The sequence below is a fragment of the Geomonas terrae genome (assembly GCF_004791675.1).
In the GTDB taxonomy this organism is placed as follows: domain Bacteria; phylum Desulfobacterota; class Desulfuromonadia; order Geobacterales; family Geobacteraceae; genus Geomonas; species Geomonas edaphica.
Map to the genome: position 1 here is coordinate 182,149 of NZ_SRSC01000004.1, position 21,572 is coordinate 203,720.

Genomic DNA, 21,572 nt, shown 5'->3' on the forward strand with positions numbered 1-21,572 from the left:
TTCCTGGCGCCACTTTCCCGCTATCTGAGATGCGATTGCCGGGTCGGCAAACCGCGGGAAAGCTGCTGCATTAAAGAAATTGGCACGACAGTGGTAAGGACTGCAGCCAGTATTCCAGCACGATCAGTGACCAAAGCTGCATGGAATTGTCGAGCCGCTGCGAGTAGAAGGCATCAACCTGTCTCATGACGAAGGTCCGGTCCAGGATCTGGTAGATCCTTGCCTCCCCTTTCAACACCGAGTCCACAAAAGGCTTGCCAGCCTGCAGCCAGTGCCATACAGGGGGATTGAACCCCCTCTTTTTGCGGCGTACCACCTCTTCGGGCAAGGCGCTGCGGTAGACATCCTTTAGCAAGCGCTTCTGGTTCCCCCCCTGGATCTTCCAAGAAGTGGGCAAGGCAGCGGCGAACTCAAGCATGCTCCTTGAAACGAAGGGGAGCCGCAATTCAAAACCGTTGGCCATGCTCATGCGGTCGGCACCTTCAAGCAGGTTGTACGGCAGGAAACTGTTCTGGTCTGCGTAACATGCCGAGCCAACGATGTCCTCTCCTGCCTCGTCAAAAAGGTTGCGGATGAACGCCAGCCTCGTGCCGGGGGGGACGCTAATGCCTGCGGCAAGCATCAAAGATGCAACTTCGTCGGCACGAAAGTAGGAGGTCCAGTCCTGGAAGGCTTGACCGGAGGGTTTCGCCAGGGAAGAGAAAAACCTTCTCGAGCGTCGCACCAGATGATTGGCCTTCGGGGTCTCCGGCAACCTGGTCAGAAATGACAGTGTCATCGGAATGACCGGGCGCAGCAAGGCTCTGGCTTTGTTTGCCAACAACAGCGCCCGGTACCGCGGGTAGCCTCCAAACAGCTCGTCGCCGCCGTCACCGCACAGGGCAACGGTAACATGCTCCCTCGCCGCCTTCGTCAGGAGATAGGTCAGCGCGCAGGTCGCATTGCCGTACGGCTCATCGAAGTGCTGAACCATGGTCTCCAGAAACTGCTGCATATCTACAGCGGCAAACTCGGGATAAAGAACAGTATGCTCAACCTTCAGGTGGTCCGCCACCTTTTTGGCGTAATAGGTTTCATCGTATTCAGAATTATCGCGGTAGCCAATGGAAAAGGTTTTCACAGCAGAGACTGAGGCCATTTCCGAAACAATGGCGCTGGAATCTATGCCGCCGCTCAAAAACGCCCCCAGGGGCACGTCCGAGATCATCCTCTCCTTGACGGATTGATGAAACAGCTCACGCAGGGTCGTGCAAGCTTCTTCGTAATCAAGATGCGGGCCCGACGCCGGCGCCGGCACGTGCCACCATCTTGAGAGGACCAGTTCGCCGGTGCGCTGCTTGTATTCCAAACAGTGCCCTGGCAACAGCTTGTGACATTCCATGAAAGGGGTGTACGGCGCCGGTATGTACCCATACACCAGGTACTCAAGCAGCGAGGCGTGACGCAGCCGAAGTTGGCTGCCATCCAGGGATGTCAGAAGCTTCAGTTCGGAGCCGAAAACGAACCGTGAGAGCTCGTGACGGTAATATACAGGCTTTATGCCTATGTGGTCACGGGCCACGAAGAGGGTACGGGACTCGACATCCCAGATCGCGAATGCGAACATACCGTCCAGGCGATCCAGCAGGTTGCGCCCCCACTTTCGGTATCCCTGCAGCAGGACCTCAGTATCGGAGCGGGTACGGAACCGTACACCTGCTGCAACGAGTTCGCTTCTCAAAGAAAGGAAGTTGAAGATCTCCCCGTTGAAAACGATCACATAGCGGCCATCCTCAAGAACCATCGGCTGGTTCGCAGCCGTTGAAAGATCTATTATCGAGAGGCGGTTATGCCCCAACAACGCGTGCTCGTCGTGCCACAGCCCGAAAGCATCAGGCCCGCGATGCGCAGTCAGCATCCCCCAGCTTTCCCAATCCTTTTGCGGACGTGCACCGATTACTCCCATGATCCCGCACATTCAGGCATCACCTCGCACTGTTATTGGCAAACCGCATTCAGCTAACAAAGAAATCAAAGCCTGCCGCAAGGTCGCCCCCCCCGTCACGATCCGGTTAGCTTCAAGAAACCTGTCCCTGTAAATGACAAAATCGGCCTGTAGCAGCTCAGAATCGTTCAGCAGGGGCACCATATCATTCAAGTCGCTGATGACACCGCGATAGCGTCTGTCCATATACACGTCGTCGCGTTTAGCACTGAACTTACCGACGTCGATTAGCAGAAACGGCTTTTCGCGGAAAATCAGGTCCAACACGACACCCGAGGGGAAAGTAATGGCGTGGCTGAATCTGGAAAAAAGAGCGTCCCTAGCCAGTTCGCCATCGGATATGAAGGTCAAGTCCGGAAACAACCGGTATCGATAAAGATTGTCTCTCGGATGCAGCTTAACCACGAATCTCAACTGACGGCTTTCGCGCAGATGACTCAGGATCCTGATGATCTGGAGATTTTCCTCCACCTCTACATCGCTAGTGAAAAAACACCAGACCGGCTCCTCACCTGCAGCAGCTAGCAGGGCCGGATCGGGTTTCGGCACTACGGCCTTGAAGGTACCCACATACCGCACTTGATCCGAGCATTCCGGCCACACCTTCCGAAAGCGGTCCAGATTGCTTCTGCTGTCCACCAGGAAAAAGTCCCCAAATACCGGGTAGGGCAAAGGGACGGCGTGTTGGTCGCACTGCATGATGTGAAAACAATGCAATCCGAGTTTTTGAGCCGTATGAGCATCGGCAAAGGCGTGAGGCGATTTTTGTTCAAGGCTCAGAAGCAGCGGCAACTCCGGGCGCCCCATACTCCTTAGCCAACTTTCCACGTTCTGCTGGTAGATCTCCAGATCTGGCAGCATCACCAACATCTCCCTCACGGCCTGATTCATGTTAAGCGCTATGCCTGCCACTTCAAGGCGAGGAAGGGAGCGCTTCCGCAAAAGCTGCAAACCACGCCTGAGGTAGCGCCATGCCATGCTGCGCCGCCCAGTCGAGGCAAGAGGATAAACCCTGAACTTGTCGTCGTTCAGTCGTTGGGCCATCGACCAGTTTTTCCCGCGGGCGAGGAAGCTCTCACCGAGACCTACAGCGACCGAAAACCCGCTGTTTTTAAGAAAAGGGGTGATTGTTTCAGTCTGAGAAGGAGTTCTAGTCAGGGCAAGGAGGTCAAATCCCGCCCCAGCCCGGTCGGCTTCAGCAAGCCCCGGCTTTTCAGGCCGCATGGACATGGTTAGGGCCGCAGCGATACGAGCAGCAAGGACAAACCAGGTTCGCGCCAGATCGGTCAGCCAAAGTACGGACAGGCGGTCATTTCTGAGAAATCGAACGGTGACGCCACGCCTTCGGCAAACCTCCTGTAAATAGGGGGAAAAATATGCCTCTCTGCGGTAGAACAAGACCCCTTGCGACTCATGCTCCGCCAGATAGTAGGAGGAGGTTCGTTTGGCCAAACGATACCTTTCCGGGAAGAAAACCTCCACAGTGGCACCGCAGCGCTGCAGATCATCGATGGCAGCTGAGAGCCCGACGATGAACCTGCCCACCGGCACCACAGAGCACTCGGTGAAATTGTTGGCAAAGCCCCTGAACAAAATACCGAACTCGGTCTCGAGCCGGCCAAAAAAGGCACGCACCTCCTCGAGCACCTCACCACCATCAAAGCCTGAGCAGTGAGCGGTGACATGTTGCACCCCTTCCGGCACCGAGCCGCAGACCTCCCCGAAAACGGTGTCGCCCGCCTGAAGCAAGGGTAGAAAAAGGGCACCGTGTTCGTCGCGAAAAGAGACGAAGATTCGACGCACGTCTGCGAAAGAGGCGTTGTTATTGGTCAAGGAAAAGAGATTCCCCATCATTGAAGACATCCTAAAATCAACCTACACGCACCTGCCCTCACTGCACCGCCGGAGAGGCAAAAGAGCAGTTCCTGCCATGATGTCATCGCGGTTGGCCCGGTGGCTCAGGCAGCAGCGTTCTGCCGATGCATACTCCCAGAAAGGACCAGACCAGCACATTGGCCAATATAGAGTTGAAAAACATGTATTCACCCGACCCCTGGAACACCATTGCAGCCAAGACGTAAGCCCCGCCGACCTTGGCTGCCGGAACCTCCCTGTGCCTGCAAAAGTGCATGATCAGCTTGTAGTAAACCAAAATCAGCAGGAACAATCCAACCAGTCCCATTCTGAAGGAAATTTCCAGGTAGGTATTGTGGGACGAAAGGTTTCTAACCCCGGTGAAATTGTCGTAGTATTCAGTGTTGCGGGTAGAGCCGTGCCCAAAGAAGGGATCGTCCAGAATGCGCAGCAGCAACTCCGGCCAGATGGACCCGCGACCGGAAATCCCCTTCTGAAAATACCGGTCGCTCACAGTATCAAAGTCGGCAAGTACACCGGTATACCATAGTTGCACATACAGCAAAATGCCGCCAAGCAGACAGACAAAGAGAAGTGCGAACAGAAGCTTCATCCGTCCTGGTGATTTGGTGATGGTGTCCCAGAAATGCATAACTGCGCCGAAGATGAGCAAGGAAACGGCCGGGACGCGAGTGGAAAAAAGCAATAAAAGAACGACCGCAGTGGAAAGTATTATGACGATGGTAACCTTCTTCAGGCCATGTCTCGGCTCCCCCTCTATCTCAAGTATCAACAGGGGCAAAAATGAAAACAGGGTGTAGCCGTAGATGAGCGGGTTCGATGTTTCCACCCCCAGAAGGAGATAATACATGACATAAAGCAGACCGGTTGCGGCGAGGAATAGCAGGAAGTGTGGCGGCAACTTCCTTTTTCCAAAAGAGACAGCCATTCCAACCAGCAGGACGCCGCAGATCACCGTGTAGAAGACGTCTTTCTCCCCTTTAGTGTCGAGATCAATCCACGGCACCCTCGCTAGAAAGTACGCGGTAAAGACGCCGAAAGCCACGACCGGCGGAGAAGCCATTACCGATCTAGCCTCGGGATAACTTCGGTAATATGCGATAACCAGCAAAAGATAGATTATGAAAGGCCTGGCTACGAGCTCCTCCAGGATGAAATGCCTGGAAGCCAGTATTGCCGAAGCAGCAATCACGCAAAGGTAGAGCGAATCCTTGAGTGTTATGTTGGTTTGTTCGACGTTCATGACGCCTCGCATGCCATTTCACGAAACAAACTGTTGACCGCCAAGATCTCCTCGTATCTCCCTTGGGCGGCGATACGCCCGTGCTGAAGAAGAACGATCTTGTCACAGTTTCTAACCGCCGAGAACCGGTGCGTCACAATCACGATCGTTTTTTTCCCGGCCAAGGCTGCGATCTCAGATATGATTTCCTGTTCGGTGACCGGATCGAGCGCACTGGTCGCTTCATCGAACACCAGTAGGTCCGGGTCACGGTAAAGCGCTCGGGCGATGCCGACACGTTGACGCTGACCGCCACTGATCTGCTGCCCGCGCTCGCCGACTGGAGCTAGGTACCCCTCAGGCAGGCTCTCGATGAACGTGTCTATTTTCGCCATTTGGGCCGCTTCACGAACGCGGACAAGGTCGATTTCCTCAGCACGGATACCGAAAGCGATGTTTTCCGCGAAGGACTTGTCGGACATAAACACCTCCTGCGGCACATAGCCAATCACCTTTTGCCATTGGCGCGTCCTCCTCCCCCCCACTTCCTGACCGTCCACGACCAGCCGGGTATGCTGTGACGAGATCATCCCTATCAGCATATCGAGCAGTGTTGACTTGCCCGATCCGGAACGGCCTACGATCCCGATGGTACTGTTTCTTGGGAAGCAGAGCACGACATCGTGCAGCACCTCATGCGTAAAGCCTGGGTATGCGAATCCCTTAACCTCGAGTCTCACATCACTTTTCAGGTGCAATGGTTCGACTTCGGCGAAGTTCTCATCGCTGGCAGATGCCGAGGCATGGTCCAGTGCCCGCAAAGCGGTGGTGCTGGCACGCATGGTAGCGATGCCGCCGAAAATTATCTGGCAGGCAGGGATCAGTTTCATCGCGGCGACGCCGAAAGAGGTCAGCACCGGGAGAAAAACCTTGGCGGGCATGGTGCCGGACCAGTAAATGGCGACAAAGACGATGAAGCCGTAGACGAAAACCTCTATAAAGTATCTGGGAAACTGCGAAAGGACTATGTTGGAGGCTTGAAGATGGGCAAGGTGATCGCACGCTTCAGTGAAGCGAGAGACATAATACGATTCCCTGCCGGCAAGCTTGACGTCCTTGAAGCCGCAGAAGCCTTCGTTGAGATTGAGCACCCGGGTACGCTGCGCGGCCGAGATCTCACTGCTGTTCTTTTTGAGGAGTTTCTTGATCAGGATAAAGATCAAGCCGTAGGTGAGCCCTACGCTTGCAGCGGCAAGTAACGAGACCGTCGGGTTTACGTAGATGAGGAATCCGGAGATGACCAGGACCAGCACGATCCTCGAGTTGACCATCAGCAGGGGCTGCAATATGCCGAAGTTGATGCGGTCACTCTCTATGAGAATATCGGTGGCCAGATCCGCAGTGTTCACCTTGGTGAAGAAGAGATATTCCCGACTCATGTAACTTCTGTACAGCTTGTTGGCAATGCTGTAGCCGATCTTTTGGCCCGTGAACGCCAAAATCCTCATCGACAGGAAAGAAGTCAGGTTCCCCACAGCCATGACAAAGAAAACGATCGAGCCCAGAGTCCACAGCAGGGTGCGCTGATTGGCAATACCGAAAAAGGCGGCAAAAGACTTGAGAAAACTGAGTTTGGCGCCAGCCACGGGATCAAAGAGCAGGCTCATGAACGGTATTACCGAACCTATCCCGACCAACTCAAAGAAAGACGGTATGATTATGACAAGCTGTACGATCAAAACCGTTTTGATCGGTACATACGCAGATATTTTTCTAAAAAACCCAAACATTGCCGTGCTTCCTTTTAGGCAGGGGCTAGTTGCCCTCACACCGGGTGCAAGAAGGAACTGAATAGTGTTTCCCAGTACTGCGGATTGAAACTGGCGCTGGTAACGTATTTCTCCACGAATTCAGATGACTTCTTCATGCACCTCTGCTTTACTTCCGACTCTTCCAGGGACCGCACAAAGGAAATGACATCGCCGTGCCCCGTTGCCTCGCATTGGCAGCAATCGGAAAGCCAATCGTGATTGGTGTCTTTGGGTAAAACATCGGGAAAGAGGTTGATGCTCATCGAGCCAACCAAGGCCGCTTGAAAACCGGCATAAGAAAAAGTGGAGACGTTTATGTCGCAAATGGCCAGCAGACCGTGAAAACACCTGTTGTCCTTGAGCAAGAGGAAGTTACGGGCCTCAAGGAAAGGCTCGAAAACACGCTGGTAGTAACTCAGGTCAGAGCTTGGATGGATTTTTACCACGATGTTGTACTGTGAAAGGCAGGCATTCACTATCTGGACGTAATCGTGTTCAATCCGCGTCTGGAACACCTCTCCATACACCTGTGCGAAGGAATCAACAAAGAGAATGATGGTCTTTTTTTCAGGATCAAGATCCGCGAATTCAGAGAAGGCCTCGAAAGGCCTCTCCGTTCTGGCTTTTGCCACCTGCTCCAGCAACGAGCAGTGTTCGGGGTTAGTGATGCGCTGCACTTTCGAACGCTTGCCGCCGTAGAATTTCTCCGTTTTATCCCCCCAGATCAGCAGGTGGCTTTGAAGATCTTCCAGCCCGAAATACGGCTGCGACGGGAAGAACGGAACCCCTATCACACCGTTTAGAAGAGCTCTCAGGACGCGATTCGGCCTTCCCTTGTCCCTAAAGTCCAAGAAGTTCGGCTGGATGACCACCCGTGGTATCCCGGGGAAATACGTTCGCATCAACCGGGCGGAAAACGTCATGTCGCTGGGGAGCACGACGAGATCGACATCGAGCGATCGGACCTGGCGTTTGAAACAACTGGTGTAGCGCCTAAGGTTGAACCAGTACCTTACGCCTCGCAAGGTCACCATCTTCTTCCATAACGGCATCACCTGCTTGCGGTGACGGTTCCGGATCCACGAAGGTGTGTACTCCAGTTCGAGGTAGCGGTCGAAGTGTATCCCCACCTTCTCGCTGGTGATATTCTCCATGTTGATTTCCTTGGCGGCAGTGTCCTTTGAAAAGAAATAAACGAATTCCCACTCAGGCAGACGCTCCTTGATTGCCAGGAACAACGGGTTCGAAGAGTAATAATACGCAGGTATCAGCAACACCCTTTTCTTACGCGTCTGGCGCATCACATCCCCCCTTTGCCTGGGGCCCGGCGTCGCTCAGAAAAGAAGCGAAAAGTTTTTCCCAGTATCCGGCTTGGAAACTCTCCGGGTTGAGGTACGACCGGGTAAAGACCTCGATGCGTTTTTTGTGGTTCTCCATCTCGATTCCCTGTCCATATTCCAGCAGCGCCAAGTAGGCGCAGAGTTCTTCAGCACTACTGGCATTGAGGGCGGAACACTCGGCTACCCACTCACTGTTGCTGTCCCTTCGGCGGCAGCTCGGGAACAGGTTGATGCTGATTGAGCCGGCCAAGGCAGCCTGTAATCCGGCGTAAGAGAAAGTGGATATGTTAACGTCTGCAATAGACAACAGTTCATAGAAGTTGTCATTGCTTTGAAGCAGCAGCACCTGCTTTTGTTGCAGGTGTTTTTCAAAAAGCTCTTCCCACGGTTTCCGGTCCGCGGTCGGATGGACTTTCAGGACCACGTTGAAGCTGCCGGCGAGGCGGTCCAGCACCTGCAGATATTCACGGTTCAGCTGTCGTTGGAACTCTTCGCCGTAGAGGGAGACAAAGGAGCCGATGAAGATGACCACGGTTTTCCGCTGCGGATCGAGGTCTCCGAATTCCCTGATCCTGCGAAAGGGGTCGCTCCGCCTCGCCTGCTCGACGCGCTCAAGCAGCAGGCAGTGCTCGGGATTGGTTATCCTGTGCACCTGTCCCCTTTTCGACTGGTAAAACCGGACACTCTTTTCCCCCCATACCAAAAGGTGATCATCCTCGATCTCCAGACCGAAATAAGGCTGCCGCTCGAAGAAAGGCACCCCCGTCAAGATGTTGAACATCCTTTTGGCAAACCGGTACCGCAGGCCTTTATCGCGAAAATCCAGAAAGTTGGGCTGCACCACCACGATCGGAAGATCGGGGAAAGACTTCCGCAGCAGACGGGCGGAGAAAGTCATGTCGCTCGGCAAAATAGCAAGATCAGGCTTCATCGCGGCGACCTGCCTATTGAAGCAGCGAACATAGCTGCGGACCGCCGTTAGATATCTGACCCCCACGCTAAGCTTTCCTAACAGCGATAAGGTGAAGTCAGGCTCACGTTTTTTCAGCCACCAGGGGTCATATTCGAGTTCGTGGTATTCATCGAACTTCCGCCCCACCTTGTCGTAACTGATGTTCTCCGCGTTGAGACCGTAGCCGGGGGTATCCTTGGAGAAGAAGTAGACAAAGTCCCATTCCGGCAAACGATCTTTGATGGAAAGGAAAAGTGGATTGGATGAGTAATAGTATGCTGGTATGACAAGCGCTCTTTTCCTGACGACTACACCGCCTTGTTCATTCTGATCTTTCAAAAGTATCTCGCTTGAATGGGGTCACTTCAAAAGGTAACTTGAAGTTGCCGCAGCGCCAACTCCACGTCTGGCGGCAGCTAGTGACTTGCAACCGCCAGACTCAACTCACGGAAGAGCGGCGGGAAGGTCATACCCGGCCATACGGCAGTACAGTGGCCAGCGCTCAAGCTGTTCGGCTGTGGTACAGAACCCCTCCCAGCTACCGGCCAAGAACCTGTTCACCTGCTGATAAAGCCCAGGCTTGAAGGCTTTATCAAGAGAATCATCGATCTCTACCGGCTCGATGCGAACCGTCCCCTTGTGCATGACCTGCAGTGACTCCATCGGGCGGAAGATCAACCGGCGCTTCGCTGTAAGTGCCTCAACTCCCCAGCGCCCGGGAGCGCCCCAGTTCGCCTGGTACGAAAAGACGACGCCGCGGTCGGTGACCCCCGCACCCGCAAAGATGGAGGCGGCAGGATGCCAGGTAAGCGCCCCCGATGTGTAGGCATTAAAGCTAACCGGGTTGCCACCGAGATGGTATGCCAGATCAACAACATGGGTGGAATTGCTTATGAACCAGTTGTCTTTGACGCCGGCGGCCTTGACGAGCCCTTCGATCTCATGGCCCCACTCGGTGAACTCGAAGTTGCACGACTGCAAGCCGCCGTCCTCTTCGATCATTTCCAGCGCGCGCAGAGTCGAGGCGTAGAACCGACGATTATATGCAACAAAGACGTTGGCCCCGGTCCGGACCGTTTCGGCGTGCAGTTCCCTCATTTCCGAGGTAACAAGAGCCGCAGGTTTCTCAACGAGGATGGTACGCACACCGTACCGGAGCAACTGCATAGTGGTGCCGGCAAGCCCCTCTACGCCGACACTAACGATAGCAGCATCCGGGAGGGGCGGGTTTTGCTCCAGAAAATCGGAGAGTCCTCCCGTGAAGACAGGGAGCCCGGTTTCCTCCCTGAACCGTAAGGCCGATGCCTCCCCACGTCCTATGACTGCTGTGTCAGCGCCTAAAGCCAACAATACTTTTGCGTAATCCCGCGCCATGGTTCCGGCGCCTATCAGCCATACATTCATACTGAGCTCCTAAGTTATGGGGCAACAAGAGGTGTCAACACCGGATTGCAAAAGGTGGGTGTGGAGCGACCGGATCAACGGCAGGTGCACCTTGGCCGAGGACAGGTAGGTGGGCAAGCCGCAATCGTCCCCTGCCAGTATTGCCGTTGCTACGGTCCCAGTCATCTGGCTCTGGTACGGGAGGTTGAAGGCCTCGCTATGCCACCGGCCGTCGGCATCAATGAACCAGGCTTGCCCCCCCACTTCATCGATGACACAGGTGAGGGCTTCCCCCCGTATCGTGATCAGGTGACGTGCAGTAGACCCATTGACGGCGGTCATCCAAAGGCTCGTCTTGCCAGCTTTCCCGATCAGGGTGCCGCCAAACTCCACGAAACCTTCACGCTTGCCCGCGTAGAAACCTTTATCGACCAGTCCGGTGTCGTATTCTTCGACTACCGTGCCTGCCAGGAAGCAGAAGAGATCGGCGAAATGAACGCAGTTGCATCCAAGCCCCCAGTCCCCGCCATGAACCTGCATGCTCCGCACGGGGTCCTGTTGAAAAAAGTCCAGCACCCGACTGTAGATTGGAAAAATCCTGCGCGGGCAGTTGACCCATGCCTTGACTCCGTTGTCCGTCAAGAGCTGACCGGCCCGGCCGTACTCTTCCTCGCGCTGGAACAAGACCTTCTCCAGGACAACATTGCGGACCGTGCGCTGGGAAAACAGGCGCTCCATCAGCATGAGCCTCACCTCGGCGGTGGTGGCCACAATGGCGAGATCTACCCTGTCGGGGAGCTCTTCGATGTTTCGTACAGCTTGCAACGCTGTCACGTGGCCGTTAGCAGGCATTTCTTGAAAACGCTGCCTCGCCCGGTCCAGGGAGTCCTGAACTGGGTCCACCATGTATAAAGTCGTGGGCACGGCAAGACTTGCCAATCCCTGCAGATGGCGGCTGCCAAGCTGTCCCGCACCGATTACCGCTATATGGTTCATATCTGTGAAGCTCCTATAGAGTCCAGCCGTCATCTACGATGATATTCTGGCCGTTCACAAAAGTTGACAAGTCGGACAGCAGGAAAAGCAGCGCTCCGGAGAGATCGCAGACATCCAGCATCCCCTTGTTGAGGGCGTACTCCTTGTAGCGTTGGAGAAAAGCCTCCGGCTGGGCGTCAATGATGCCGCCCGGGCTGATGCAATTGACCCTGACGCCGCAGCCCTTGAAGTATTTTGCGAAGTACTTGGTCAAATGGATCACAGCCGATTTGATCGCCGCGTATTCCACTGGCATCGTCATCGAGGTGTCGTGGTATACCTCGAAGCGGGGAGCGACAACGCCGTAGATGGAGGCTAGGTTGATGATGTTGCCGCCCCCCTGTTCCTTAAAGTACATGGCAAACTGTTGCGAGGTGAGAAACAGTCCGCCGAGGTTTATGGAGGTGTTCTCGCAAAAGTCCTGATACGTTATTTCTTCGAGCTTTCTACCGTAGTGCTTGTTGCGCGGGTAGGCGTTATTTACCAGCGCGTCTATACGCCCGAAACGGTCGGATATCCCTTTCACTGCGTCCTGCAGCGATTGAGCGCAACGGATGTCCACCTTCTGGAAAAGGACTCGGTCCGCTCCGTACGAAGCGGCAAGAGAGCTGCAGAGCGCCTCGCCTTTGGAGGTGTCGATATCTCCTATGGCGACGCGTCCGCCATGGCGGAGAACCGCCGTCACGAACTCACTGCCCAGCAAGCCGCAGCCTCCCGTTATCACTACGACCTGCCCTTTGAGCAGCGACTCGACCTGATTTGTCTGTGCCATGTCAGTTGAACCTTCTGAAGACGGGTTTGATGGGCCGCCCTTCAAGATACCCGTCGACACCCTGTTCCAGTGCCTTGCGGTAGACCTTGAGGCTCTGGCGGCCGGCCTCAAGCGCTATATCAAGTTCGGCCTGCTGGTGCGAGTAGCAGATCGCGACCCAAGGCATGAGAACGCCGCAGTTGATCATCTCCTGCACGAAGAGAGTTCGGAACGCCAGCGAGACCTCCCCGCTACGGTCCTTGGTGATGAAGTTAGGAGAACACGGGACGCCGACGAACTTGAAGTAGTCGGCTATCCCCAGTTCACCGGCTATCGCATTCATCCCCTCCATCAACGCCGAACCGGTTTTCCAAAGCTGCCCTACCACATCCAGTTCTTTGTAGACCTTTATCGTCTCCACCAAGGCGCCGAGGCCACACATCTCTGCCCCGTGAGTGGTTGAGATGAGGAAGACTCGCTCACCCTGGTGTTTGAGTCCGCCAAGCTCCATGATCTCTCTCTTGCCACCAAGGGCTGCGACGGAAAAGCCGTTAGCCATGCCCTTTCCGAAGGTGACCAAATCAGGCTCCACATCGTAGTACCTGCAGGCACCCTGCAGATGCCAGCGAAACCCGGTGATCATCTCGTCCAGAATAAACACGGCTCCATTTTTGTGGCAGAGCGTCTTTACCTTGTTCAAGAAGTCGTCCACGGGTTCATCCGTCGTGGCCGGCTCGAGAATGACAGCGGCAACATCGCCGGGATGCGAAGCGAACGCTTGTTCGAGCGACGTTATGTCGTTGTAGTTGAAACTGAGCGTGTAACCTTTCATCTCTGCCAGAACACCGGCGTCCATGACCGTGTCTCCGATGAACCAGTCATCATAGGAGAAAAAAGGATGCTGGGCACAACGGATGATGTACTTTTTACCCGTGTAGGCGCGCGCCAGTTTCAGCGCCGCTGTGGTGACCGTGGAACCGTTCTTGGCGAACTTAACCATCTCCACCCACGGGAACAGATTGCACATCGCCTCCGCCGCCTCCACTTCGATACGCGAGGCACGGGTCAGGTTGTTGCCGTTTCTAATCTGCGCAATGGCAGCGTTGGATATTCTGTCATAGTCGTACCCGACCGTGACGGCACGCAGGGCCATGCCAAAGTCCAGAAACTTGTTCCCTTCCAAATCCCAGACGTAAACGCCCTGTCCCCGTTCCAGAACGGGCGGCGCGTTGAGAGGGTAGCTGTCGTCAGCACGACTGTAGGTATGAGCTCCAGCCGGAATGTAATTGTGTGCTTTCTCCTGGTATGTCGTATTACGGCTCATGTACACACACCTCCTTCTCCACAATTTTGTTGAAATTGCTCCAGTATTCCTCTGCAATGGCGGCATTGATGTTATAAAGCCCTGCCGAGTTGACCGTATCCACTATCTTTTGATCGTCTGCACGGCAAACGGAATCCCCGAGCGCTCGTATCACCGCGTCGAAGAAGTCAAAATCATCCTGATAGTCCAAGGTGAAGCGCAAGCGCGGGTTGTCACTGAGGGGAAACATGGCGATTTCCTTCACGGCGCTGTCTTTGAAAATGCGTCCCCACCCCGTTTCCAGCGTCTCCTTCTGATGCCCCCCCAGCGCTTCTTCGAGGAATCCGGTGGAGTACCCAAAGGAATTCATGCCGAAGGGGAGCCCTGCTGTCTTCGCGTAGGGACTTCCTTGTGCAAGTGCCGAATAGACCTGCCGCATCCCCGAAACCGAGCACAGCATGTCGTCTCCATCGACAGAAACGATGCGCTCAAGCCCCAGGGCCTGGGCAGCCTGCAGATGACGCAAGGGAATGTTGGACAAAGAGCCGTAAAAAATGGCCGCTCCGGCAGGAAGCAAAGATTCGAAATCGCGGTTTTCGGGCTCGTCGGAAGTGGCGATGACGACCTGGACCTGGCCTTCGGAGATCTCCTTTTGGAACTCCCTGCCGATGCGATCCAGCAGGTAGCCAAGCAGCGGGATCCCCATGACCTCCTTGAGATGCTTCCGCTTCAATCTTGTGGATCCGAGCCTCGCCGTAATCAGTATGCCGGTTCTCAATTTTCCACCCTCACGTAGCTGGAGGTCCGATCAGCTTCTTCGACAGCGTAAAGCAGCTTCAGCACCCGGTGATCGTTTTCCATGTCGTTTGGAAACGCCGCCTTTCCTTCTATGGCGGCAATGAAGCTGCGTATTTCTTCGATGTACATGCTTTCGCCGATGTTCTGGTTGTACCCGGGTGCCGCTTCTCCCATGTCGTATGGGATGGTTTCCCATTCCGAGCCGGCGGGATTGAAAATCCGGATGCAGTTGTCGTCCCAATCCCAGATCAGCTGGCCGAACTCACCGTTGACCAGTAGGCGCCGGGAAGCGTGCCTTGAGACAACATCAACCGTCACCGACGCCAGGAACCCCGTGTAATCGAGTAACATGTTGTAGGTATCGTCTATCTGGTCAGCGCCCTCTATCTCGATGGTCTTTCGGAAGTTGCCGCACACCCGGTCAGGGAAACCGAACACCTTGGTCAGCCAGCTCAATTCGAAGGGCACAATTTCACGCCCCCCCCCTGTGGCAGGATTGGAGACGTAGTACTCCGACACCCGCTCGTAGGTGTGCCAATCGGGCAGGTACTGGCCCGAGTGGTGCAGAATGTTGGAAATCTTTCCCAGACGGCCCGATGCCACGATCTCTTTGATCTGCGCGATGGCCGGATGGAACAGGAGGGTCGCCGAGGGAGCGGCCACTATCGGGACGGCAGCGAGTTTGCGCTTCAACTGGTCGAATCCGGTATCGACGACGCTCGCCTCGACAAAGAAATGGATGCGGTTCTCCGCAGCTATGTCGAGGTAATGATGATGCCTGTCGGGAGGAACCGAAACGACGAAGGCCGCCGGGGAAAACGTCTTCACGGCGTGGTCGAAGTCGTCGTAGACCGTAATACCGTATCTTTCCTTTACTTCAGCACGCCTGTCCGCACGCGGGTCGTACCCAGCAACGTCCTGTACGCCAAGGGCCTTAAGGCACCTGATCCGGCGTTTCCCCATGGACCCGAGCCCGATAACCAGAAACTTCATCTTTTCCTCCAAAGGGTGGAATTTTTTTATATTTTCCGGAACACCTCGACGTAGTCGGAGTTTGCCCTCTCAAAATCCGCCAGCCGACCGATGTCCATCCAATATTCCCTGACCGGAAAAACGGAGGTATCATGTTTTTCCGCAAGCAATTTTTCCAGCAGATGCGGCATATCGTAGAACGTGCTCTTCGGTACCATTCCTATCACGTCGGAATCAAGGACATAGATGCCTGCGCAGACGAAGAACTGATGTACCGGTTTTTCCGCGATACCGGTGAGACGGTGGCCGTCTACCTTTACCACGCCGTAGGGAACTCGGAATTCGTAATCCCTGACGCAGATGGTCGCCTTGCCCGGGTTTTCGAGGTGAAAATTGAGCAGGTGAGTGAAGTTGACTCTGGTCAGGAGGTCGCCGTTCATGACGATGACCGGATCTTCGATGCCGGGAGGCAACAGGCTCAGCGCCCCCGCTGTCCCCATGCGTTCGTTCTCGCGCAAATAGGAGATTTCAACGCCCCAGTTGCTGCCGTCTCCAAAGTACTCTTCTATCATCTCCGCCATGTAATTGACCGACAGGTAGAACTTCCTGAAGCCGTGCTCTATGAAGTTCTCGAGGATCGTCTCCAGAATGGGCTTGTCCCCTATCTTGAGCAAAGGCTTGGGGCACTCGTTCGTGAGCGGACGCAGACGACTCCCGAGACCGCCGGCCATCAGCAGGACGACATTTTTCCTGGCAACCGGCTTCACCAACTCGTCGAATATCTCCAACCCGACAAGCACACCGTCTTCCTGGACCACGGGTATCTGCCGGATGACCTTGTTCCTCATCACCGTCAGGGTGGTCTCCCTGCTCTGGGTCGTCGTAGCGACGATCGGGTGCGGATTCATGATGGTACTGGCGGGGCCGTCCAGGGAGATGTTGTGGAGTATGGCACGTCTTACGTCGCCATCCGTGATGGTGCCAACCAGCCTCATTCCTTCATCCACCACAAGAGCAATCTGCATGGCAGTCGCATCGATGATCTCGATGGTGCTCTTTATGGTAGTGTCAAGCGACACGACCACCTTTTTCCAGTTATCCATGTGCGATTACCTTTGCTGGGATCCCGACTACTGTTTCGCCGTCCTTGACATCCCTGACGACAACGGCCCCGGCCCCGATTATAGTGTGTGCTCCGATTGTTATCCCCTGGATGATGGTGGAACCGGTGCCGATGTGGCTCCCAGCGCCTATCCGGACCCCCCCGGAAAGCGTCACGCCGGGAGCGATATGGACATGATCCCCGATGACGCAGTCGTGATCGACGCGCCCACCTGTATTGACGATGACATTGCTGCCGAGGCGGCTGCCGGGCTGAATGATGGAACCTGCGATAAGCTGGGCACCCTCCCCCAGCACGGCGTCGGAGGCGACTACGGCGGAAGGGTCGATGACACTGTGAAAGTCATGCCCCAGCCCCTTGAACCTATCGAAAACTCTCTGCCGTGTTTCGGTCTTTTTGATAGATCCGATTCCGTTGACCAACAAGACCTGGTCCGGAGAAAAACGGCCGAGGAAATCGTCTTCTGCTATGACCGGTATGGAACGGACCAAACCTCCGACTGTTGCCGGGTCCGATTCCACAATAGCTGCGATACTGGCGCCGGAACGTAAAAGCGCCTCGATCAGGACCCTGGCGTGCCCTCCCCCCCCTAGTATCATGATCGCCCGGGTCAAGGTTCAATCGCCTCATCAGCAGCATAGCTGCGGCCGGCGGGACGCCCGAGGAGATCCCAAAAGCGCATCGGGGATATGCCGCCTCCCGGACGTTTGGATGTCAGGTTTTCTGCGGTGAAAAGATCGCCTGCAGCAATGTCGCAGGCCGCCACGAGGCTTTTTCTAGCGACTGTCATGTTAGACACCTCCCTCACTGAGGGCATTTTCACCCCTCTTCCCAATGCCAGTTCAACCTGTCGTATCGACTGCACCATCTCTCTCAGTTCATCAGGGACCAGCGAGGCCTTGTGGTCCGGACCAGGGAGTGAGCGGTCCAGCGTGAAATGTTTTTCGATCATCACCGCTCCTCGTGCCACGGCTGCGATCGGTACGGCAACCCCCTCGGTATGGTCGGAATATCCTACCGGCACGTCAAAGGCCCTGGAGAGCGTGTCCAGGACCCTGAGGTTTATTTCCTCGAAGGGGGCGGGATATTCGGTGGTGCAGTGCAGCAAGGTCACCTTCTGCTGCAAAACGGCATGTCCTTCCGGGGAGCGGTAGGCCGTCGAGAAGGCGGCACCGCATGGCTCGCCGCTGTTGAGATAGCCGAACGCCAGAACGCCGAGAGCGTCCTCGATCTCACCTAGCGTACTCATCCCGGAGGAGAGGATGGCCGGCTTTCCTGTCTGCGCTACCTTCAGCAGCAGCCGGGCATTGGTGATATCACCCGACGAGATCTTGATGCACGGCAGGTCGAGCCGGGTTAGTTGGCCCACGCTCTCAAGATCAAAAGGCGTGGACAGAAACTGGATGCCGCAGAGGCGACAGTGCTCGACAAGCGTTAAGTGCGTCTCCTCGTCGAGTTCAAGTTTGCGGATCATCTCATGCTGCGATTCTTCGGCACCTGTCTGCCTGACCTGGTACTCGGCCTTGGGCGCGGTGCGGCTTACCAGTTTGTCCGCTCTGAACGTCTGGAACTTTACGGCGTCGGCACCCGCATCTGCCGCAGTCTCTATAAGACGTTTCGCCATTTCGACTGAACCATTGTGATTGACACCGGCTTCGGCGATTATGTAGGTACGTGCTTTCATGGCGCCCTTTAAAGATCGTAAAAAGGTTTCGTGCAGCAGATGTCAGCTTGCTTCAGGTGATCTTTAATTGCAGCAGCGGATTGGCCTGAACCGTAAACGGACTCCACGCCGGCGACCTCGTCCTGGAACGAAGGAAGGAGCACTTGCTCTATCGCAGCCTTGATCGACTCTGTTGTCTCCCCGCAATCAACTATCGATTTAGCCTTGAGGCGTCCTGACTGGCGTTCTCCGATATTCACCGTCGCCGTTTTGCAGGCGGGAGCCTCGATAATCCCGCTGGAAGAATTGCCGATAACAGCGTCCACGCAGAGCATGGCGCTGAGGTACCGTACCTGCCCCATAGAGGTGAAGACTGAGACACGACCGGGCCGGTGCCTGGCGTACTCGTCGATCATGTACGAAATGATCCTTCCGTTGGTATCCGAGTTGGGCTTGGTGAAAATCAGATTGCACTCCGGAAAACAATCCAGCGCATCCAGCAAAGCCTGCATGGCGCCTTTAGGCTCAACAGAGCCGAGCGTCGCGGGATGATAGGTGACGAGGAGACAGCGTTGGCCGAGTCTGAAGTCGATGCTCTGCTCAAGCTCTTCCCGCCCCAGCAACTTAAGGCGCATGAGGTTTTCCAGCCCGAGAGCGCCGACGTTGACCACGCTCTCAGGAGCTTCACCCATCTGGATCACCCTGGCACGATAGGGTTCGGCCGCCACGAAATGCAGCCGGGACATTTTGGTCACCGCATGCCGGATGCTCTCGTCAATGGCCCCCTCGGTAGTCTCCCCACCGTGGATGTGGGCCACAGGTATCCTTGCCACCAGCGCGGCCTGGGCCGCAGCGAGGATCTCGTAGCGGTCTCCGAGGAGAACGACGATGTCGGGCTTGAGGCGCTCCAGGGCATCGGCGAACCCGATCACACCGAGCCCTATCGATTTCGATACGGCGACCGCAGTATCGCTTGACAGCAACATCTCGACCTTGGCGTCGATGACAAAGCCGTCCTCCTCGATCTGTCGGTAAGTCAGACCGAACTCAGGAGAGAGATGCATACCGGTAACAACGACCTGGATTTGCAGCTCCGGGTCGGAATCTATCTCTTTCATCAGCCAGTACAAAAGTCCGTACTCGGCTCTCGTACCAGTGACGACACATATCCTACGCATGGTCAGGTCCCGCACCAAGCACGACGCTGCTTGGAATGTTTATCAGCCTGCGCTCCAGACTTTCCGCCACGCTCAGGTCCATTCTCGGACATTCCTTGAACATGGGTAGCCTGTGCATAAGGGTCCATGCTGGACGCGTCATGATGCCGGCGTCGTTTGACACTTGCAGCACCGCGTCACGTTGGTCCGAGAACTCGGCATCCAGCAGCAGGGCGTTAAGCCAGTAATTGCTCTGACACCCCGGAGGCTCGGCAACGACGCGGATGCCTGGGACTGCCGCAAAAACTTCCTGATACCTCTGCGCCAGCTTTCGTTTGGCGAGGAGAAATCCCGGAAGTTGCTCGAGTTGGGCACAACCAAGTGCCGCGTTCAGGTTCGGCATCCGGTAGTTGTAGCCGACCAGGTTGTGATTGAATTCCCAGGGGTGGGGGACCTTAGCGGTGGTTGTGATGTGCTTGGCTCGGGTTGCCAGTTCCTCATCGTCGGTGAGTATCGCTCCCCCTCCACCGGTAGTGATGGTCTTGTTCCCGTTGAAGCTCACAGCGGAGAGCAGCCCCCACTGACCGGTATGCCTTCCCTTGTACAGAGATCCCAGGGACTCCGCGGCGTCCTCGATCATGACCAGTGAGAAGCGCCGGCACACCTCGGCAAGCGGGTCGAGGTCGACGGGATGCCCGAAGGTGTGCATAGGGACCACCACCTTGATCCTCCGGCCGGTTATGCGGTTGCGGCACCCGGCCGCATCTATTGCGGCGATCCGCTCCAGATACGCCGCCAGCTTCTGCGGATCCGCGCCCAGGGTCTCCTCATTGGTGTCGATGAAGTGCGGGACAGCCCCGCAATAGCAGACGGCGTTGGCAGTAGCGATGAAGGTCAGAGCAGGGATGAGCACTTCATCGCCCGGCTGGACGCCGGCGCAGAGCAGGCTGATGTGCAAGGCCGCCGTACCGTTGACTACGGCAACGGCACGCTTGACCCCGGTATAAGCGGCGAGTTCCCGCTCAAAACGATCGACGAACTTGCCTACGGAGGAAACCCAGCCAGTGTCGATGCATTCCTTGACATAGGCCCACTCGTTGCCACTGAAATTCGGCTCATGCAGCGCGACAACTCCCCCTGTTGCAGGAAGTACGGATCGCAAGGCGTCGAGGATGAGGTTCTTATCGAAGGTAGTCGTCATATGTTGTACCGGTCGGCCTTGTAGCAGGCCAGGTTTTGCGGGTTCACGAACCATTCGATGGTCTCGTGCAGCCCCCGCCTCAGGCCGTCCTTGCCAGCGTACTTCGGTTGCCACCCGGTCAGTGCCAGTGCCTTTTGGTTGTCAGCCCACAAGCGTTCCACTTCGCTCTTGTCGGGTCGCAACCGTACGTCGTCGGTCTCTATCTCGACATCAACGTTCATGACATCAGCAATCATGCTTACCGTATCGCCGACGGATATCTCGTAGTTGCTGCCGACGTTGATGACTTCGCCCACAGCTCTCTCCGATTCGGCAACGGCGATGAAGCCATCGACTGTGTCAAGGACGTAGTTGAAATCCCTGGTAGGATGCTGTGATCCGAGCTTCAGAGTTCTCGCCCCGCTGGCTATCTGCGTGATGACCGTCGGAATCACCGCCCGCGCCGATTGCCTAGGGCCGTAGGTGTTGAAGGGCCGGATGATGGCGACAGGTGTTTCGAAGGAGCGGTTGAAGGACATGGCGATCTGGTCCGCGCCGATTTTGGACGCCGAGTAAGGCGACTGTCCCTGAAGGGGATGTTCCTCGGTAATGGGGACGAAGCGTGCGGTTCCGTAGACTTCGCTGGTGGAGGTGTGGACGACCTTGGAGACACCGAGGTCACGGGCAGCTTGCACGACGTTGAGAGTTCCCTTTACATTGGTGTCGACATAGGTATCCGGCGAGTGATAGGAGTACGGTATGGCTATCAGGGCTGCGAGATGCAGGACCGTATCACACCCTTTCATCGCCATTCTCACACCGTACGGATCGCGGATATCTCCGGCAAACACGTCAAGAGATTTCTTGATCTCCTGCGGAGAGTGGTCGAGCCATCCCCAGGAATTGAAAGAGTTGTAAAGGACGAAGGCGCGCACATCGTATCCGCGTCGTACCAGTTGCTCCGTTAAATGTGATCCGATGAACCCGTCTGCTCCAGTCACTAGTATCTTTTTCATATCGATG

General features: G+C 55.8%; 18 protein-coding genes. All 18 read right to left on the bottom strand.

Annotation, left to right across the window (positions count from 1 at the left end; translation table 11 throughout):
• Positions 1-70: 70 nt before the first annotated feature.
• A complete protein-coding gene (gene asnB / locus E4633_RS16420) occupies positions 71-1,957 on the bottom strand; it encodes an asparagine synthase (glutamine-hydrolyzing) (protein WP_135871756.1) in 1,887 nt (628 codons plus the stop codon).
• Positions 1,958-3,838 carry a hypothetical protein gene (locus tag E4633_RS16425; protein WP_135871758.1) on the bottom strand — a complete coding sequence of 627 codons (1,881 nt, stop codon included), beginning with the start codon at positions 3,836-3,838 and terminating at the stop codon, positions 1,958-1,960.
• Positions 3,839-3,920: 82 nt separating this feature from the next.
• Entirely contained in the window at positions 3,921-5,102 is a 1,182-nt protein-coding gene (locus E4633_RS16430; protein WP_162605013.1) for an O-antigen ligase family protein, read from the bottom strand.
• Positions 5,099-6,871, bottom strand: coding sequence for an ABC transporter ATP-binding protein (locus tag E4633_RS16435; RefSeq protein WP_135871762.1), 1,773 nt, complete (start codon positions 6,869-6,871; stop codon positions 5,099-5,101). Before E4633_RS16435 ends, E4633_RS16430 begins: the two co-directional genes overlap by 4 nt.
• Before the next feature lie 35 nt (positions 6,872-6,906).
• Complete coding sequence (locus E4633_RS16440) at positions 6,907-8,193, bottom strand: hypothetical protein (RefSeq protein WP_135871764.1); 1,287 nt, start codon at positions 8,191-8,193, stop codon at positions 6,907-6,909.
• Positions 8,177-9,523 (bottom strand): hypothetical protein, encoded by a 1,347-nt coding sequence (locus tag E4633_RS16445; protein WP_135871766.1) that lies wholly within the window; start codon positions 9,521-9,523, stop codon positions 8,177-8,179. Before E4633_RS16445 ends, E4633_RS16440 begins: the two co-directional genes overlap by 17 nt.
• Positions 9,524-9,628: 105 nt before the next feature.
• Positions 9,629-10,588, bottom strand: coding sequence for a Gfo/Idh/MocA family protein (locus tag E4633_RS16450; RefSeq protein ID WP_135871767.1), 960 nt, complete (start codon positions 10,586-10,588; stop codon positions 9,629-9,631).
• A 9-nt stretch (positions 10,589-10,597) separates the two neighbouring features.
• Positions 10,598-11,563 carry a Gfo/Idh/MocA family oxidoreductase gene (locus E4633_RS16455; RefSeq protein WP_162605014.1) on the bottom strand — a complete coding sequence of 322 codons (966 nt, stop codon included), beginning with the start codon at positions 11,561-11,563 and terminating at the stop codon, positions 10,598-10,600.
• Between the two features lie 13 nt (positions 11,564-11,576).
• Entirely contained in the window at positions 11,577-12,374 is a 798-nt protein-coding gene (locus tag E4633_RS16460; RefSeq protein ID WP_135871771.1) for an oxidoreductase, read from the bottom strand.
• A 1-nt stretch (position 12,375) separates the two neighbouring features.
• Positions 12,376-13,677, bottom strand: coding sequence for a glutamate-1-semialdehyde 2,1-aminomutase (locus E4633_RS16465; RefSeq protein ID WP_135871773.1), 1,302 nt, complete (start codon positions 13,675-13,677; stop codon positions 12,376-12,378).
• A complete protein-coding gene (locus E4633_RS16470; protein WP_135871775.1) occupies positions 13,667-14,434 on the bottom strand; it encodes a cytidylyltransferase domain-containing protein in 768 nt (255 codons plus the stop codon). Before E4633_RS16470 ends, E4633_RS16465 begins: the two co-directional genes overlap by 11 nt.
• Positions 14,431-15,447, bottom strand: a complete 1,017-nt coding sequence (locus tag E4633_RS16475) for a Gfo/Idh/MocA family protein (protein WP_135871777.1) — start codon at positions 15,445-15,447, stop codon at positions 14,431-14,433. The genes E4633_RS16470 and E4633_RS16475 overlap by 4 nt, the downstream gene beginning before the upstream one ends.
• A 26-nt stretch (positions 15,448-15,473) precedes the next feature.
• A complete protein-coding gene (locus tag E4633_RS16480) occupies positions 15,474-16,529 on the bottom strand; it encodes a nucleotidyltransferase family protein (RefSeq protein WP_135871779.1) in 1,056 nt (351 codons plus the stop codon).
• Positions 16,522-17,163: an acetyltransferase gene (locus E4633_RS16485; protein WP_135871781.1), complete on the bottom strand. Its 642-nt coding sequence runs from the start codon at positions 17,161-17,163 to the stop codon at positions 16,522-16,524. Before E4633_RS16485 ends, E4633_RS16480 begins: the two co-directional genes overlap by 8 nt.
• Complete coding sequence (gene neuB, locus E4633_RS16490) at positions 17,160-18,233, bottom strand: N-acetylneuraminate synthase (protein ID WP_135871783.1); 1,074 nt, start codon at positions 18,231-18,233, stop codon at positions 17,160-17,162. The genes E4633_RS16485 and neuB overlap by 4 nt, the downstream gene beginning before the upstream one ends.
• A gap of 8 nt (positions 18,234-18,241) precedes the next feature.
• Entirely contained in the window at positions 18,242-19,330 is a 1,089-nt protein-coding gene (neuC, locus tag E4633_RS16495) for a UDP-N-acetylglucosamine 2-epimerase (protein ID WP_246038193.1), read from the bottom strand.
• Between the two features lie 52 nt (positions 19,331-19,382).
• Positions 19,383-20,570, bottom strand: a complete 1,188-nt coding sequence (locus E4633_RS16500) for a LegC family aminotransferase (protein WP_135871785.1) — start codon at positions 20,568-20,570, stop codon at positions 19,383-19,385.
• A complete protein-coding gene (locus E4633_RS16505; protein WP_135871787.1) occupies positions 20,567-21,565 on the bottom strand; it encodes an NAD-dependent 4,6-dehydratase LegB in 999 nt (332 codons plus the stop codon). The genes E4633_RS16500 and E4633_RS16505 overlap by 4 nt, the downstream gene beginning before the upstream one ends.
• Positions 21,566-21,572 lie beyond the last annotated feature (7 nt).